16 protein-coding genes and 1 tRNA gene are annotated in these 17,097 nt (G+C 63.9%); 12 read left to right on the top strand and 5 right to left on the bottom strand.

Annotation, left to right across the window (positions count from 1 at the left end; all coding sequences use genetic code 11):
* The first annotated feature begins 15 nt into the window (after nt 1-15).
* The 7 genes from BLW08_RS14945 to BLW08_RS14915 all read left to right on the top strand — a co-directional run bounded on the left by BLW08_RS14945 (nt 16) and on the right by BLW08_RS14915 (nt 6,636).
* Nucleotides 16-558: a PadR family transcriptional regulator gene (locus BLW08_RS14945; protein ID WP_090824971.1), complete on the top strand. Its 543-nt coding sequence runs from the start codon at nt 16-18 to the stop codon at nt 556-558.
* Nucleotides 559-699: 141 nt separating this feature from the next.
* Entirely contained in the window at nt 700-3,033 is a 2,334-nt protein-coding gene (locus tag BLW08_RS14940) for a carbon starvation CstA family protein (RefSeq protein WP_254779888.1), read from the top strand.
* A complete protein-coding gene (locus BLW08_RS14935) occupies nt 3,030-3,221 on the top strand; it encodes a YbdD/YjiX family protein (protein WP_091326066.1) in 192 nt (63 codons plus the stop codon). Before BLW08_RS14940 ends, BLW08_RS14935 begins: the two co-directional genes overlap by 4 nt.
* Nucleotides 3,222-3,300: 79 nt before the next feature.
* Nucleotides 3,301-4,056, top strand: coding sequence for a bacterial proteasome activator family protein (locus BLW08_RS14930; RefSeq protein WP_091326064.1), 756 nt, complete (start codon nt 3,301-3,303; stop codon nt 4,054-4,056).
* 8 nt (nt 4,057-4,064) lie between these two features.
* Entirely contained in the window at nt 4,065-4,505 is a 441-nt protein-coding gene (locus BLW08_RS14925; protein WP_091326063.1) for a hypothetical protein, read from the top strand.
* Between the two features lie 135 nt (nt 4,506-4,640).
* Nucleotides 4,641-5,480, top strand: a complete 840-nt coding sequence (locus BLW08_RS14920; RefSeq protein WP_090824963.1) for an aldo/keto reductase — start codon at nt 4,641-4,643, stop codon at nt 5,478-5,480.
* Nucleotides 5,481-5,679: 199 nt separating this feature from the next.
* Nucleotides 5,680-6,636, top strand: coding sequence for an Lrp/AsnC family transcriptional regulator (locus BLW08_RS14915; protein WP_091326062.1), 957 nt, complete (start codon nt 5,680-5,682; stop codon nt 6,634-6,636).
* On the opposite strand, the gene BLW08_RS14910 is transcribed toward BLW08_RS14915, so the two are convergent.
* Complete coding sequence (locus BLW08_RS14910) at nt 6,617-8,065, bottom strand: amidase (RefSeq protein WP_091326061.1); 1,449 nt, start codon at nt 8,063-8,065, stop codon at nt 6,617-6,619. The genes BLW08_RS14915 and BLW08_RS14910 overlap by 20 nt on opposite strands.
* Before the next feature lie 270 nt (nt 8,066-8,335).
* On the opposite strand from BLW08_RS14910, the gene BLW08_RS14905 reads away from it, so the two are divergent.
* The 4 genes from BLW08_RS14905 (at nt 8,336) to BLW08_RS24155 (ending at nt 12,514) form a co-directional block, all read left to right on the top strand.
* Nucleotides 8,336-9,097: a DUF5058 family protein gene (locus BLW08_RS14905; RefSeq protein WP_091326060.1), complete on the top strand. Its 762-nt coding sequence runs from the start codon at nt 8,336-8,338 to the stop codon at nt 9,095-9,097.
* Nucleotides 9,098-9,208: 111 nt separating this feature from the next.
* Nucleotides 9,209-9,946 (top strand): hypothetical protein, encoded by a 738-nt coding sequence (locus tag BLW08_RS14900; RefSeq protein ID WP_090824955.1) that lies wholly within the window; start codon nt 9,209-9,211, stop codon nt 9,944-9,946.
* 49 nt (nt 9,947-9,995) lie between these two features.
* Entirely contained in the window at nt 9,996-11,225 is a 1,230-nt protein-coding gene (locus tag BLW08_RS14895; RefSeq protein ID WP_091326057.1) for an amidohydrolase, read from the top strand.
* 116 nt (nt 11,226-11,341) lie between these two features.
* Nucleotides 11,342-12,514, top strand: coding sequence for a DUF6226 family protein (locus BLW08_RS24155; protein ID WP_254779887.1), 1,173 nt, complete (start codon nt 11,342-11,344; stop codon nt 12,512-12,514).
* Between the two features lie 60 nt (nt 12,515-12,574).
* On the opposite strand, the gene BLW08_RS14885 is transcribed toward BLW08_RS24155, so the two are convergent.
* Nucleotides 12,575-12,647, bottom strand: a tRNA-Thr gene (locus BLW08_RS14885).
* A gap of 214 nt (nt 12,648-12,861) precedes the next feature.
* On the opposite strand from BLW08_RS14885, the gene BLW08_RS14880 reads away from it, so the two are divergent.
* Complete coding sequence (locus tag BLW08_RS14880) at nt 12,862-13,593, top strand: HAD family hydrolase (RefSeq protein WP_091326055.1); 732 nt, start codon at nt 12,862-12,864, stop codon at nt 13,591-13,593.
* On the opposite strand, the gene BLW08_RS14875 is transcribed toward BLW08_RS14880, so the two are convergent.
* From BLW08_RS14875 to tmk, 3 genes are read right to left on the bottom strand one after another with little or no spacing between them, the layout of a single operon-like run.
* Nucleotides 13,590-15,227, bottom strand: a complete 1,638-nt coding sequence (locus tag BLW08_RS14875) for an alpha/beta hydrolase (RefSeq protein WP_091326053.1) — start codon at nt 15,225-15,227, stop codon at nt 13,590-13,592. The genes BLW08_RS14880 and BLW08_RS14875 overlap by 4 nt on opposite strands.
* An 8-nt stretch (nt 15,228-15,235) precedes the next feature.
* Nucleotides 15,236-16,387 (bottom strand): DNA polymerase III subunit delta', encoded by a 1,152-nt coding sequence (locus tag BLW08_RS14870; RefSeq protein ID WP_090824948.1) that lies wholly within the window; start codon nt 16,385-16,387, stop codon nt 15,236-15,238.
* Nucleotides 16,384-17,043: a dTMP kinase gene (tmk, locus tag BLW08_RS14865; protein ID WP_091326051.1), complete on the bottom strand. Its 660-nt coding sequence runs from the start codon at nt 17,041-17,043 to the stop codon at nt 16,384-16,386. Before tmk ends, BLW08_RS14870 begins: the two co-directional genes overlap by 4 nt.
* Nucleotides 17,044-17,097: the final 54 nt, after the last annotated feature.

Raw genomic sequence — 17,097 nt, 5'->3', positions numbered from 1 at the left:
GCAGCGAGGAGCCATATGTCCATACGGCACAGCCTGCTGGCCTTGCTTCAGGACCAGCCGCGGTACGGCTATGAGTTGCGCGTTGAATTCGAGGACCGCACGGGTGCCGCGTGGCCGCTTAACATCGGGCAGGTCTACACCACGCTGGACCGTCTGGAGCGCGACGGCCTGGTCAGCAAAGACGGCGACGACGGCGGTGGGCACGTCATCTACAGCATCACAGACGCCGGGGCCCAGGAAGTGGTGGCCTGGTTCACGGGGGCGGTGGACCGTGGCAACCCGCCACGGAACGAGATTGCCATCAAGCTGGCGCTCGCCGTGACGCTTCCGGGCGTGGATACCTCAGCCGTGATCCAGTCCCAGCGAGAGGTGTCAGTCAAGGCCCTGCAGGAGCACACACAGGCTCGAAAGGCCGTCTCTGCCAACCAGCGTTCTGCCGACACAGCCTGGCTTCTGGTGCTGGATTCACTGATTTTCCAAGCCGAGGCGGAAGTGCGTTGGCTGGATCTTTGCGAAGCGCGCATGGTGCAAGGACAAGGCAACGGGGGAGTGGGCTAACCGCGCCCACCGCACCAGAGCCACCGCTTACCGCACGGACCCGGGCATCCGGCGTGGTCCGCGCCACTGTTTTTTGACCTCCTTGTAGCGTCCTCCCTGAATGTTCAGTGCCCCAAGGGCAGCAGTTCTCAAGGAGGAGACATGGGCAGAGCCCCTGACCAAGAAGAACTTGACCAGGAAGAACTTGACCAACTGGATCTTGATCAACAAGATCTTGACCCCGAGCAATCAGCGGAAAGGCTTGATTCCACGCTGCCCGCAGCGGCGGTGAAGGACTCCGTTCGCGAAGCCGGAGAACGCAGGTGGACACCGGCGAAGATCGGCCTTTGGGTGGGAATCTCGCTGTTGGGAGCCGTGGCATGGTTCATGCTCGCCTTGGTTCGTGGTGAAACCGTGAACGCGATCTGGTTCGTCTTCGCCGCAGTGTGCACGTACCTGATTGGCTACCGGTTCTATTCCAAGGTGATTGAGCGTTATCTGCTCAAACCGGACGACCGCCGCGCTACTCCTGCTGAATACAAAGCGGACGGCAAGGACTATGTCCGCACGGACCGCAACGTGCTGTTCGGCCACCACTTCGCAGCGATTGCAGGCGCGGGTCCGCTGGTGGGACCGGTCATCGCGGCCCAGATGGGGTACCTGCCCGGCACCATCTGGATCATTATCGGCGTCGTTCTTGCCGGTGCGGTGCAGGACTATCTGGTCATGTTCTTCTCCATGCGCCGCGGCGGGCGTTCGTTGGGCCAAATGGCGCGCGAGGAACTCGGTGTCATTGGCGGCACGGCGGCCCAGGTAGCCACCCTGCTGATCATGATCATCATCGTGGCCATCCTGGCGCTGGTGGTGGTCAACGCGCTCGGCGAAAGCCCGTGGGGTGTGTTCTCTGTGGGGATGACCATTCCCATCGCCTTGTTCATGGGCGTGTATCTGCGCTTCATCCGGCCGGGCAAGGTGATGGAAGTGTCCATCATCGGCTTCGTGCTGCTCATGGCGGCCATCATTGGTGGCGGTGCCGTTGCTGGAACCGAGTGGGGTGCAGCGTTCTTCCACCTGGACAAGGTCACTATCGCCTGGGGCCTCATCATCTACGGTTTCATCGCCGCAATCCTGCCCGTGTGGCTGCTCCTGGCGCCCCGCGACTACCTGTCCACGTTCATGAAGATCGGCGTGATCGTGATGCTGGCCCTGGCCATCATCGTGGTGCGTCCGGAGATCAACGTCCCTGCTTTCAGCGAGTTCGCCGGCCGGGAGAACGGTCCGGTCTTCTCCGGTGCGCTGTTCCCCTTCCTGTTCGTGACTATTGCCTGTGGCGCCTTGTCCGGATTCCACGCGCTGATTTCATCGGGGACCACGCCCAAACTGATCGAGAAGGAGAGGCAGACCCGCTTCATTGGCTACGGCGGAATGCTGATGGAATCCTTCGTGGCCATCATGGCACTCGTGGCGGCCATCTCGATCGATCGCGGCATCTACTTCGCCATGAACGCGCCACTGGCCCTCACCGGCGGAACTGTGGAGTCCGCGGCGCAATGGGTGAACAGCCTTGGCCTGGCCAACGTGAACATCACCCCTGACGTGTTGGCCCAGACCGCCAAGGACGTGGGCGAGGAAAGCATCATCTCCCGCTCCGGAGGTGCCCCAACACTGGCAGTTGGCTTGGCGCACATCATGCAGCAGTTCATCGGCGGGCCCGGCATGATGGCGTTTTGGTACCACTTCGCCATCATGTTCGAAGCCCTTTTCATCCTCACCGCCGTGGACGCAGGAACACGCGTTGCCCGTTTCATGTTGCAGGACTCCATCGGCAACTTCGTTCCCAAGTTCAAGGAGGCCTCATGGCGGCCGGGAGCATGGTTGTGTACGGCCATCATGGTGGGCGCCTGGGGTGCGGTGCTGCTGATGGGCGTCACCGATCCCCTGGGTGGCATCAACACGCTCTTCCCGCTGTTCGGCATTGCCAACCAACTCCTGGCGGCGATTGCCTTGGCCGTTTGCCTGGCCATCTGCGCCAAGCGCGGAGTGTTCAAGTGGTTGTGGATCGTGGCACTCCCGCTGGCTTTTGTAGCAGTGGTGACCATCACCGCCAGCTTCCACAAGATCTTCTCGCCAGTCCCGGCAGTGGGCTACTTCGCCAACAACCAGGCGTTCTCCCAGGCGTTGGCTGACGGCAAGACGGAGTTCGGGACGGCCAAGACGGTGGCGGCCATGGAAGCGGTAGTCCGCAATACCGCCATCCAGGGCGTGCTCTCCGTCATCTTCGTAACGCTGAGCATCATCGTGATCATCACGGCTGTGGTGGCAACCATGAAGGCGATCCGTGCCGGTGGCGGAAGGAACAACGAGGATCCGGCCGTGGCCTCCAAGGTCTTCGCGCCGGCCGGACTGTTCCCCACGGCGGACGAGAAGGCCCTGCTCGCAGAGTGGAAGGCGCTGCCCGCGGAGAAACGCACCCAAAAGGCCGGCCATCACTCATGAAGACCGTAGCGCAGGGGCTTCGCGGGTTCGGTGCCTACATGCGCTCGCTGATGGGCGCTGATGCATACCAGAGGTACCTGGAGCACTTCACTTCTACGGGCCATGCCGGTCCTGCCATGACTGAACGCGAGTTCTGGCGGGACCGGATGGACCGGCAGGACAACAACCCCCAGGGACGATGCTGCTGACGTGTAGTTTCGCTACGAACGAAGTCCAAATTCCGGTTCCGGACGGGGGTTCGCGCACACCACATGAGAGTATGAACGAATGAGCGATCTGAACAACATTCAGCCCACGGATGAGGCTTCGGACGACACCCCTGTGGAGGGCACCACGCTGGACGGTGCCGCCCTGGACGGCACAACTGTGGACGGCACCACGCTGGATGGCACAACGCTGAACGGCGCCGCGCTGACCGGCGCCGCGCTGGACGGCGCTGCGCTGAACGAGGGGCCGGCGGCTGCAGACCAGTCTTCCGGGCCGGGGAAGTCCGGCAAGGACTCCAAACCCAAGGCAGCAAACCTTCATGAGCTGGTGGATGAGCCCGCCAAGGTGATGCGGATCGGCACCATGATCCGTCAGTTGCTGGAAGAAGTTAAGGCCGCGCCGTTGGATGACGCCGCCCGCGGACGTCTCGCCGAGATCCATGAGCGTTCCATCAAGGAACTTGAGGACGGCTTGGCCCCGGAGCTCATTGAAGAGCTGGAACGGATCAGCCTGCCCCTGCCTGAGGACAAGGCGCCTTCCGATGCGGAGCTTCGCATTGCGCAGGCGCAGTTGGTGGGATGGCTGGAGGGCTTGTTCCACGGCATCCAGGCTGCAATCGCCGCCCAGCAGGCCGCCAAGGAACATGCCGCCGCGCAGCTCCAACTTCGTCAGCTTCCGCCGGGAACTGTCATCGCGCCCGGGATCGTCATTGGTGAGAACGGCCAGCCGCAGCGAGCAGCTGCGCCGGGCGCTCCAGGCGCGCCTCAGCAAGGCCGCACGGAAGATCCCGACCACGGCCCGGGCCAGTACCTCTGAGTCCGCACGTGGGTTTCTTTGGTGCCGTCCGGCAGGGGCGCAGGGACGATCTGGAACTTGGCAAGGGTCTGTGGCGTCGCGCCCACGACCGTTTCCACCGGGGGCTGGACCGGTACCACCAGGTCCTTGAAGGCGTTGACGATGACCAGCTCTACAACGAGCTGGTGCAGATCGCCAACGAACTCGCCGAGCTGTCGCCACGGGTCAGAACCATCTGCGTCGAGGCGCAAAAGCGTTCCCCAAGCGATGGCCTGGATGTTCCAGGGGCGCTTGCCGGGGTGCACAGGGCGTTGTCCAAAGCAGGAAACTCTCTTGCCACCACGGCGGAAGCTGCGGCCATGTTGCGGCTTGCCGTGGGGCCGGTCCCAGTGGGCGCGTTGTCTGTCCGCCGCCGGGCGGAAGGTGTTTTCGAACAGGTTGAAGACGCGGAGCGGCAGCTCAACGGCTAGGACGCAGTCATCAATGCAAGGCGTGCGCAACTACAGGCGTGCGCCTTTATTCCTCAGGGGCAATAAGTTAAGCGCATAGCTGATCTGCGTAACATTCCGCGCTTTTGCTGGGTTTGTGCTGGCAGGATGGCAGACATGACTTCGTCACCAACACTTACTTTCAACGACGGCAACACCATCCCCCAGCTCGGCTACGGGGTGTGGCAAGTTGAAGACGATGTAGCCGAAAAGGTGGTGCGCCAGGCATTCGAAGCCGGGTTCCGCCACATCGATACTGCCAAGATCTATGGCAACGAGGCCGGCGTAGGCCGAGCCATTGCCTCCTCCGGCCTGTCCGCTGAGGAAATCTTCATCACCACCAAGCTGTGGAATGCCGATCAGGGCTACGAGTCCACTCTGGAAGCCTTCGAGAAGTCCTTGGACCACCTTGGCGTGGAGACCCTGGACCTGTACCTGATCCACTGGCAGCAGCCCAAGCAGGAAAAGTACGTGGACACCTGGAAGGCCCTCATCGAGCTCAAGAAGCGCGGCCGGGTCAAGTCCATCGGCGTCTCCAACTTCACCAAGGAAGGCCTGCAGCACATCATCGATGAGACCGGTGTTGTTCCGGCCATCAACCAGGTTGAACTGCACCCGTTCTTCAACCAGGCCGAGTTGCGCGAGTTCAACGCCTCCAAGGGCATCCTGACCCAGGCGTGGTCCCCGCTGGGCCAGGGCGGCGAGCTCCTGGAGAGCGCCACCGTGGCTGAGATCGCGGCCAAGCACGGTGCTACGCCGGCCCAGGTGGTCATTGCCTGGCACCTCGCCATCGGTAACGTCGTGATCCCCAAGTCCGTCACCGAGTCCCGCATTCAGGAGAACTTTGCTGCCCTGAACGTCACTCTGGACGCCACGGACATCGAGGCCATCAACGGCCTGGACCGCGGCGCTGAAGGCCGCATCGGCCCGGACCCGGCAGTCTCCGACTTCGCCTGATCCCGAAAGCGTGGCCACGGTGCCCCGTACCCACCTTGGGTGCGGGGCACCTGCCGTTAAAGCCCGACGCCTAAAGCCCGACGCCTAAGGCCCGGCTCCTAAAGCCTGAAACCCAAGGCCCGACGCCGGCACTTGCCTCCGTGCCGCGGCGCACCTGAGTCCGTGGTGAAATTGATCGACCCAAACGGACGGAGTTGGCATGGTGGTGTTTGACGCGCTGGAGCGGCAGATCGTGGCCGCGCTCCAACTGGACCCGCGCTGTCCTTGGCGCAAGATGGCAGCAGTACTCGGCGAGGCCGAGCGGACTGTTGCCCGCCGGGGTTCCCAGCTGCTGGAGTCCGGCGCGGTAGCTGTGGTGGGCATCCGGCCGAGGCCGGCAGTGGTCCTGGTGGAGATGCGTTGCCTGCCCGGCACTGTTCGTGCTGCTTCCCACGCGCTGGCACAACGTGCCGACACCACGTTTGTTTACACCACCACCGGCACCGGGGACTGCGTGGCAGAAATACTCACCGAACCGTCACGGATGGGCGATGTGCTCTCCGATGAATTGCCATCCACCATCGGCTTGCGCGATTCCACCAGCTATCCCGTGCTCAGATACTTCAGGACCATCCGTGGGTGGCGGCCGGAGATACTCACCGCTGAGAAAGCCGAAGCGCTCCGTTCAACGTTGACGCAGGACTCAGGCATCCTGGTGCCGCGGCAGGATTTGAGCCGCCAGGACAACGAGCTGGTTGACGCTCTGTGCGCCGATGGGCGGATGAGCTTCGAAGCCCTGGGGCGCCGGGTTGGCGTTTCAGAAGCTACCGCCCGGCGGCGCAGCGAATGGCTCCTGACCAACAACCAAGTCCATCTGCGGGCAATTGTTGAGCCAGCGTCCTTTGGCCTGGGAGTTGAGGCCCTGCTCTGGATCCGCGCATCGCCGCACCACGTTGAGCGCGTGGGAAGGAGCCTTGCCGAGCTTCCCACGGTCCGTTATGCCGCGGCGATAGCGGGGAACTACCAGATAGTTGCCGATGTCACTGTGGAGGACATGGCGTCCCTCTACCGCTTCATCACCGACTCGGAGTGGGCTCAAGAGGCCACCGGCGTGGACGTGTCCATCCTGCTGGATGCCCGGAAGCGCGGCGGACGGGTCATGCGCTCACCGTCGTAAGCGGTGCCGGCGTCGCCGTGAGGACAGGGGCGACCGCGGCGTATCCGGTCTGCTGCTCGAACGCGCGGCCGTAGCGGAGCAGCTGCATGTCGGTGTAATGGTTGCCGGCGAGTTGGAGGCCAATGGGCAGTCCGGTTGGGCTGAACCCTGCCGGCATACTAAGTACGGGCAGGCCGGTGGCGGACAGCAGGCAGGCAGACCGCATCCAGTCCAAGTACGTCTCCGAGGGAACGCCCGCAATGTCCGTGGGGTACCGCAGCGTTGCATCGAAGGGCAGGACCTGGGCGCAGGGACTGGCGAAGAGGTGGTAGCGGCCGAAGAATTCCTGGACGCTGCGTTCCAGCCGGCTGCGCGCGGCAGCGGTTTCAATGAGGTCCCGGGCGGTGAGGGCAAACCCCTTGTTGACGTTCCAGTGAACTTCCGGCTTGATGACGTCGCCGGCGCGCTTCAGGATCGGTCCGAGCCCGGCGGCGAAATCCATGGCGCGGGTGTTGCCGAATACCAGGTCTGCTTCGCTGAAGTCGGGAGTGGCTTCCTCCACGATCGCGCCCATATCCTCAAAGATCGCCAACTGCCGTTCCAGATGGTCCAGGATCCCGGCTTCCACGGGCACGCCGATGCCAAAGTCGCGGGACCAGCCGATCCGGACGCCTCGCATGTCTGTCTCCAGATTGGACCGGAAAACCTCCGGATCGAGGCCTGCCGGATGCGGAACGCGGGGGTCGCTGCCCGCAGTGACGGACATGAACAGGGCAATGTCCTCCACGGTCCGGGCCATGGGACCAGTCCTCCCCAGCCACGCGTAGGCGTTGACGTCGGACGGCATGGGGATCACCGCCGTCGACGGCCTGAAACCCACCACGTTGCAGAAGGACGCCGGGATACGGAGCGAACCGCCCATGTCACTGCCGTCGCCGATGCTTTGGACACGGGAGGCGACGACGGCGGCAACCCCGCCGCTGCTGCCGCCGGCGCTCAGGGTGGGCGCATAGGGGTTGGTGGTGGTTCCGAAGAGGTCGTTGAAGGTGTGCGATCCCGCGCCAAACTCGGGAACGTTCGACTTCCCGGTGCTGACTACTCCGGCCGCCTTCAACCGCGCAATGATGAGGTCGTCGGCGTCGGGAACGAAGTCCCGCAGGGCAAGCGAACCTTGGGTGGTGCGCATCCCGGCGGTGTTGTTGGTGTCCTTGTGGGTCATGGGCAAGCCGTGGAGGGGCGGCAGTGCGTCGCCGGCGGCTGTGAGCTGGTCGGCGCGGTGGGCCAGGGCCTGGGCACCCTCCGGGTCCAGGGTCACCACGGCGTTGATCACGGGGTTTACCTCGGAAATGCGCTCCAGGTGATCGGCCAGTGCCTCCCGCGCAGAGATCTTCTTCTCCCGGATCGCTGCGGAAAGTTCGACGGCGGACAGCTCGCCAATGGTGTCAGGCATGGTGCTCCTTTGCTGGTTGCTACTGCCTGAAAGTGTGCCGGGTCACATCAAGCCGCGGAAGCCTTAACGCCCTCCAAGGCAAGCTTTGACTGAATCGGCCAACTCTGCGGCTGATTCCGTCAGCTATTGTGTGTGATCCGGCTCATAGCAGAGGGTATTGGTAACCCACTGGCCGATCTGGTCGTTGGACAAGAATTTGCCCCGGGACGCCACATGCCGCACAGCGTGGTTCGGACGCGGAGTTGCCGGGCCAACATCTGGGAGGTACCTATGCACCAACCCCTGGCTCTTCAACCACTCGCCCCCAACAGCTCAACCGACATCATGGCCATCGCCAACAATCCCGTCCTGTGGATCTGCGTGGCGGGCGTCTTCGGCGTCATCATCATCCAATCAGCCATCTTCATGAAAGCCGCCAGACGCGCTGCTCCTGCCGTGGACATGAGCACGCAGGACATCAGGACTTCCTTCCGCTCAGGCGCGGTCTCGGCCATCGGTCCGTCCTTGGCGGTATCGCTCGTGGCCATTGCCCTCTTGGGCCTCTTCGGGGCCCCGGCGGTCCTCTCCAGGATCGGACTGATCGGTTCGGCCGCCTACGACGTGTCCGCCGCGGGTATCGCGGCAGGTTCCATGGGCGCCAAGCTGGGCGATGCCAGCTACACGCAGAGTGTCTTCGCCGTGGCGTTCTTCGCCATGAGCATCGGCGGGGCAATGTGGATGCTCGCCACCCTGATCCTGACGCCACTGCTTCGAAAGGGCGATGCCAAGATCCGCTCCGTGAACCCGGCCGCCATGGCGATTGTGCCGGCAGCTGCACTGATCGGCGCCTTCTCCTGCCTCGGGCTTACCGAACTCCCCAAGTCCGGCATCCACATCCTGTCCTTCCTTGTCTCCGCGGCGGTCATGGGGCTGTGTTTGCTGCTCGCAAAGAGGCTTGGCAAGAGTTGGCTCCGCGAATGGGGCCTAGGCATTTCCATCGTCCTCGGCTTGAGCGCCTCGTACCTGGCCGTCGGTCCCGCCATCGGCGCCTGATACATCGGCGCCTGATACATCCGCGCCTGAGGCATCCGCATCTGACCGGGGGCCGGCCGCCGTCGTCATCCTCTGAGCATCACAGTCCTTGAGCACGAAAGGAACACCCTCATGTCTTCCATCACTTCCGCTCCCACCACCACCCACAGCAACGCCATGGCGGACTTCAGCCGCACCACCTCCCGCTGGGGGCAGATCACCATGATCGCCGGCCTGCTGATCTCCGTGGCCGGTCCGCTGTACCTCGTCTTCGCCACAGGTTTGGATATTGGCCCGGCACAGCTGTGGATCGCTTTTGCTGCCGTCGCTGCAACCTTTGGCATCATCTGGATCGTCGAACCATTGACGTACTACCCAATCCTGGGACCAGCCGCGATGTACCAGGCGTTCATGATCGGCAACATCTCCAACAAACTTCTGCCCGCGGCATTGATCGCCCAAACCAACATCGGTGCGAAGCCGGGCAGTAAGCGGGCCGAGCTTGCCGCCGTCGTTGCCATCTGTGGCGCCGCAGTGGTCCACCTGATCTCGCTGGCGATCTTCGTCGGACTCCTGGGGAGCTGGTTGATCAGTGTCATTCCGCCCTCGGTATTGCTGGTCACCCGCCTTTATGTGCTGCCTACGGTTCTGGGCGCCGTGCTGGTGCAGGCCATCGTGTCCATGAAGCAACCGCGCACCACGGTGTTCGCCCTGCTGGTCTCGGCCGTCGTCGTTTTCGTTGTGCTGCCGTTGGTGCCGTCGCTCGCCATGGTGTCCACTGCCATCGCCGTGCTGGGGACCATCCTGCTTGCCTGGTTCTTCCGCGGCAAGAACACCATCACCGAAGCGAAGCCCATCCACATCGAATAGCAGCACAGAAGAAGCCGCAGCCTCCGTATCCACCAGGAAGACAGGACCCATGACGTCAACAACCACCGCCCTCCAGCTCGATTCCCACCAGACCACCAAGCTCCACTCCCTGTACCGGCACCTTCACGCACATCCGGAACTCTCCATGCAGGAGTTCGCCACGGCAACGTTGATCCAGGAGCAACTGGACGGCCTGGGCATTGAGCATTTCCGCTGCGGGGGAACAGGCGTGGTGGGTATCCTCCGGAACGGCGACGGGCCCGTGGTGGCCTTCCGCGCCGATTCGGATGGATTGCCCATTGAGGAGGCCACCGGACTGGAATACGCCAGCACGGACACCGGCACACTGCCCGACGGCACGGTGGTTCCCGTCATGCACGGATGCGGCCATGACACCCACGTGGCCAGTCTGCTGGGGGCCGCGGAACTGCTTGCAGGGAACCCGGATGCTTGGGCCGGAACCCTGGTGTTGATCTTCCAACCCGGCGAAGAGACGGCAGCCGGCGCGCTCGCCATGCTCGACGACGGACTGTGGGACAAGGCGCCGCGTCCCGAAATAGTCTTCGGGCAGCACGTCATGCCGCGCCCGGTGGGTACCGTTGCGATTTCCAGCGGGCCGGTGGCCGCCATGGCGGATTCGCTCAGAGTCACCGTTCATGGCCGGCAGTCCCATGGCTCACAGCCACAGGATTCCATCGATCCCATCGTGATGGCTGCACACATGGTCACCCGTCTGCAAGGAATCGTGTCCCGGGAGCTGGACCCGCGGAAGTCCGCCGTCGTGACTGTTGGGACGTTCCATGCCGGTCTCAAGGAAAACATCATCCCGGCATCCGCCGAGTTCACGCTCAACATCCGCACGTTTGATGAGGACGTCCGCGGCCAGGTTCTGGCCGCCATCCGCCGCATTATCGAGGCAGAAGCTGCCGCCTCCGGTGCTCCGAAGCCGGACATCGAGGAAATGTACCGCTTCCCGCAGTGCTTCAACGATCCCGACGCCGTCCCTCCCGTTGTGGAGGCCCTCCGGCTTGCGCTGGGGTCCGAGGCCGTTGACATCACCCCGCCCATGATGGGCAGCGAGGATTTCGGGCACCTGGGTACGGCCATCGGTGTGCCGTCCGTGTTCTGGATGTTCGGCGGCACGCCCGCGGCCGGCCATCAAGGCCCGGGTCCCGTGCCCGTCAACCACTCGCCGCTCTTCGCTCCCGAGCTGGAAGGGTCGCTGGCCGGCGGAGTTTCTGCCGCCGTCGCGGTCCTGATGGACCGGTTGGGTGTGTGACGGCTGGCGACCGGGACCTCGTTGCCACCCCTGGCGGGCATGGTGGGCTGTGCGATGCCCGTTCCTGGGGTGTGCGGGAGGTCGTGCGGGAGCAATGAGCATCCTAGGATGGCCCCATGGGGGAAATCGAAACGCTTTTTGACGGACCAGTGACCGGATTGCCGGCACCACTGTCCAGCACCGCCGTGGCCTATGCAACGGACCAGACGGACGGGAAAACTGCCAAGCACCTCGCCGGTTACGCGCCCTTCGTTGCGTTCTGCGATGCCTCGGGAGTTCCTGCCCAGGACCTGACATCAAACGTTGAGCGGCTTTTCACTTTCCTGAAGCCCCATCTCAAGCAGATCGCGGAAGATCCGGAACTCAGCAACGCCGCCACGGTCTTCGTGGGGAACGTCATCGCCGCACTTCGGCCGGACGCATGCTGGTCGGTCATGCCGGATGGCTCCCGCGAAGCAGGGAACATGGACCTGCGAATCACTGTGGACCGCTTGATCGAAGGGCTGGGGGAGGCAGACGACGCCATGCTGGCTGGGCTTGTCACGCGCCTTTCGGAATGGTCCAGTGACGGGCCCGACGATTCACTGTTCCCGGAACTGCGGCCCGTTCCTGTCGTGGAAGCCCAGCAACACTTTGTGCGGCCGGATCTGCCGTCACGCGAGTACCACGGCGAGGATGGGCGGCCCATCAACTACGGGGACAGGTGGGGCGCGGACAGCCCGCCCGAGGACTCGTACAGCGTGGACACACACCGCGAGCGCTTCGAAGGTCTTCATCAGGTGGCCAAGGCGCTGGTGGAGTATATGAACAGCACGTATGACGTTGATGTGAGCGTGGATCCCGCCCATGCTGCGGACCTGTCAGTGAATGCCGGCGAGGTGATGGAGGTTGCCCGCGTGACGCCACGGGATCCGTCAGCGGCGCCGCTGACATTTGTCTGGACCGCCTACCCCGGCGTGGTGGTCCATGCCGGGCTCCTGCATGACTTTCCCTTTCCCATCTGCGGTTGCGATGCGTGCGACGAGACAGTTGACAGCGAAGCCACACGGCTGGAGATGTTGGTGCTCAGTGTTGCTGCAGGAGGCTACGGCGAACGCTATCCCGTGGGCAGGGAACGCTGGGCCGAGTACTCGCTGACCGCCGTCGACGGATCGGGCAGCCAAAGCGGGAGGGGCCAGGTAGCGCTGGCAGGTGAAGGAGAACTGGAAGCTGCAGCGCAGCGTCTGGGCGCGGTCCCCGACGGCTGGAAACCCTGGCCGCTGAGGAAGAGTCCCAGCGCCTCGGACTGACCTGGCATCACCCAAACAAAAGCCCCGCTGGTTCAACGAACCAGCGGGGCTTTTTCTCTGAGCTTCCTATCAGAATCGAACTGATGACCTTTTCATTACGAGTGAAACGCTCTACCGACTGAGCTAAGGAAGCACCGCGTTCATCACCGGTTTCCCGGGCGATCACGCAAGACATAACTGTAATAGAGGCACCGCACCCGGGTCAAAACGAGCGCGGCGGCGGCCGTTGCGGGGATGTTCACCCGCCGGTCGGACCGGGTTCAGGCGGGCGTTTCCCTGCCGCCGGAAGCTAAGGAATCAATCGTGGCGGCGCATGTCGGCACGCAACAAGCCGAAGGAGCCGCTCAATGACCGGGGACGCATTGACCAGGGACGCCAGCCACGATTCCAGCCGGTTGCGGCTGGCGGTGGTGGACATGGTGGGCACCACCATCACTGACGATGGCCGCACCGAGCGGGCCATGTCCCGGGCCCTTGCGGAACACGGCATAGAACCCGGCAGCAGCCGGTTCGAGAGCATGCTGGGCTACGCCCGGGACACCATGGGCTTCTCGAAAATGACCGTCTTCAGCCACCTTTTCGACGACGCCGCGGTGGCCGCGAGCGCCAACAAGGTTTTCGAGAAGGCGTACGACGAAATGATCGACGACGGCGGCGTCCGCGCCATTCCGGGCGCGGAGGACGCCATCTTGTGGATGCGTGAGTCCGGTATGCAGATCTGCCTGGCCACCGGATTCGGCCGCCATACGCAGAACATGGTGCTGGAATCGCTGGGCTGGATGGGCCTGGCGGACCTTAGCCTGTGCCCCGCCGACGCAGGGCGTGGCCGGCCCTACCCGGACATGATCCTGACGGCAGTGCTCGCACTGGACCTGGACGACGTGCGGGAGGTGGCGGTGGTCGGTGACACCAGCTCGGACATGCTCTCAGGTGTCCGGTCCGGTGCCTCCCTGGTGGCCGGCGTGCTGACTGGATCGCATTCCGAGGCGACGCTACGCGCTGCCGGCGCCACCGTGGTGGTGGATTCCATCAAGCAGCTCCCGCTTCTGGTGGAGAAACGCGAAGCCCGGCATCTTTAGCACTTCAGGCCGTCCTGCGGCAGCTTTCCGTCAACAAAGTAGTCGTCGACGGCGGTGCTGACGCAGGTATTCGAGCGGCCGTAGGCTGTGTGCCCCTCGCCTTCCCACGTGACGAGGGAGGCGTTTTCGAGTTGCTTGCGCAGCGACTGGGACCACTCAAGGGGTGTCGCGGGATCGCCGGTGGTGCCCACCACCACGATCGGAGCCGATCCGTTGTATTCCACCGGGGCCGGGGTGCGGGTGTTCTTGTACGGCCAGTCCTTGCAGTTGACCCCGCCGTAGGCGAAGAACGAGCCGAAGGTGGGGGAGTCCTGGATGAGGCGGACTTCCTCGGCCCGCATGCCCTCAGTGTCCGTGACCATCGGGTAGTCAAGGCAGTTAATGGCCTGGAACGCAAAGGCCGAGTTGGAGCTGTACGTGCCGTTGGGCTCGCGGTCGGCGCCCAGATCGGCAAGCCGCATCATTTGCGATACATCGCCGGAAAATGCGCCCTCCAATGCCTGCGTGAGGGCGGGCCAGCTTTGGTCGTTGTACAGCGGCAGGATCAGGCCGTTGACGAAGTCATTGCTGGTCACCAAACGGCCGTCCTTGGCGGTCTGGGGGTTCTGGTCCACGGCGTTGATGAGGTCGCGGATTTCCTGCACGCCGTTGTCCACCGAGCCGCTCAGGGGACACTGGTTCTGCTGTTGGCAGCTGGCCACGTAGGTGCGGATGGCACGTTCAAACGCCCGGGCCTGGCCGGCGGTCAGTTCCTCGTTGCTGATGGAAGGGTCCACGGCACCGTCCAGAACCAGCCGGCCCACGTTGTCCGGGAAAAGGGCGGCGTAGGTGGAGCCCAGGAAGGTCCCGTAGGAGAAGCCCAGGTAGTTCAGCTTGGCATCATTCACCACGGCGCGCAGGACGTCCAGGTCCTTGGCCGCACTGACGGTATCGATGAGGCCCAGCACCTCACCGGTCTGCTGGGAGCACTGGTCCGCGAAGGATTTGTTAAACGCCAGGGCTGCCGCGAGTCCATCATCAGTGTTCTTCCGGAACACCTTTTCGCGGGCAGCGTCACGTTCGGCGTCCGTCATGCAGGTCACGGGTGCGGAGCGGCCCACGCCCCTCGGATCGAAGCCCACAACATCGTAGTTGGCCTTCAATTTTTCAGTGAACAGCGTGTTGCCGGCATCCCGGACGAAGTCCACTCCAGAGCCACCCGGACCACCCGGATTGACCAGGACTGACCCCTTCTTGTTTCCGGTGCTGGGCAGCTTGATCACCGAGAGCGTGATGTCCCCGGAATCGGGCTTGGCGTAGTTCATGGGCACTTGGACTTTGCCGCACTGGAGGCCGTTTTCGCACGAGCTCCACTCCACGGACTGCGAGTAGAACTTCTCCAGGCCCTTGGGAGCCGACGCCGCGATGGACGGATCCACCGTGCTGGTGGACGGCTTGGCCGTAGGGGCCGGCAGGAAAGGAACCGTGCATGCGCTCAGGACCAGCATTGAGGCCAGGGCAAGGCACACGGCTAGGAACCCGGGGCGCGTCCCACGCCGTGCAGAGCCTTTGCCGGCAGCACCACCGCCCGCAGCAGGCTGGGCAGACCGGTCCCTTGAAGGGGTGTCGTCGGACCGGCGGGGTGCGGACTTCATGCATTCTCCTATTGCTGGATGAGGCTTGTGGCCATGGACTCTACCGCCAACAGTGGCGCAACGTTGGTGGTGGTGATACGGACACGGGCTTTGTTGATGGCGTCCATCCGGGCCAAGGTGGTTTCCGGGGTTGAACGGCCTGCGTATTCTTCGAGGTCGCCCGTCAGCTCAACGTTGACAAGTTCCACGGCGTTCCCCAGCTGGATCACCAGGACGTCCCGATAGAAGGACAGGAGATCCGTCAGGGTGCGGTCCAGTGAGTCCGTGATGGAGCGCTTGGCACGCCGCTTCTGATCGTCCTCCAGCTGCTTTACCTGGCTGCGCATGGAGGGCGGCAGCGTGCCGGACTCGGGGGCTCCGAGGCTGGCGAGCAGAGCGATCTTTTCCGCCGCATCCCGTTCATCGTTGGAACTGTTGGCTTCCTCGGTGGCGATCCTGACCAGCTTTTCGGCCATCATCACCGCTGCCGTGACGCCCCGCAGGCCCAGTGGAATGCGGACGGTATCCAAACGACGCTGCCGTGCGTCAGCGTCCCGCGCGAGTCGCCGGGCAATGCCGATGTGGCTCTGCGCCGCACGGGCTGCCGTCTCCGCGAGGTGGGGGTCGACGCCGTCGCGCCTTACCAAAAGGTCAGCGACGTCGGACGCCGGGGGAAGCCGCAGGCTCACCGGACGGCAGCGCGAACGAATGGTGACCAGGACGTCCGCAGGCGAAGGGGCACACAGCATCCAGATGGTGCGCGGCGTGGGTTCCTCGATGGCTTTGAGCAGCACATTGGTGGTGCGCTCGGCCATGCGGTCCGCGTCTTCCACCACAATGATCCGCCACCGGCCAGTGGCGGGACGGTCGCCCGCCTTGGACACCAGTTCGCGGGCTTCATCGATTGTGATGGTGACTTTTTCGGTCCGCACGAACGTCACGTCGGAATGCGTCTCGCCGAGGATCGTGTGGCATGCCGCGCACTCTCCGCAGCCGCGCAGGGTGATGTCATCCTGCTCGCAGTTCAGGGCTGCCGCGAAGGCTTTGGCTGCATTGGAACGGCCGGATCCGGGTGGGCCGGTGAAGAGCCAGGCATGGGTGAGTCCTGTGTCGCCCTGCGCAGCCTGCTTCAGTTGCGCGACGACGGGGGCCTGCCCCTGGAGGTCGTCCCAGACACTCACGGACGGACGCCCGGAACGCGGTCACCCAACAGCGATTGCACGCGCTCCAGAATCTGCGCGGCCAGCGAGTCAATGTCCGCGTTTGCCGTCAGCACCAAGTAACTGGACGGCGCTGCGGCAGCGAGGTCAAGGAAAGCGTGACGGATGGCGGAATGGAAGTCGTCAGGCTCGGACTCCAGCCTGTCCTCAGCGGCATCTCCGGCCGTACGGCGCTGGCGGCCGTCAGAAGGATCGACGTCCAGCAATACTGTCAGGTCCGGACGCAATCCTTCCGTGGCCCATTCGTTAAGGCTCAAAACACCCTCGGCGCCCAGCCCACGTCCGGCACCTTGATAAGCAACCGATGAGTCGACGTAGCGGTCAGTGATGACCACTGTTCCTTCAGCCAGGGCCGGACGAATGACCTGGGCGGCATGGGCGGCACGGGCGGCGGCGAACATGAGGGCTTCCGTGCGGGCATCGATCGTGCCGTGCCCGTGGTCCAACACCAGGGAGCGGAGCTTCTCGCCAATGGGGGTGCCGCCGGGTTCGCGGGTGCGCAGCACGGAAAGTCCCCGCGACTCAAGGGCGTCAGAGAGCCGGGCGGCCTGGGTGGACTTGCCCGCTCCGTCTCCGCCTTCGAAGGCGATAAATAGACCTGGGCTCTGAATACTCACGCGTCTAGCCTACCGAGCTTCCCTGACATCAAAGGCGCGTAACGCCTTTCATCC

This window comes from Arthrobacter sp. cf158, from assembly GCF_900106835.1.
Taxonomy (GTDB): Bacteria; Actinomycetota; Actinomycetes; order Actinomycetales; family Micrococcaceae; genus Arthrobacter.
Note: the sequence above shows the minus strand (reverse complement) of the source record. Positions and strands in the feature narration are given on the sequence as shown.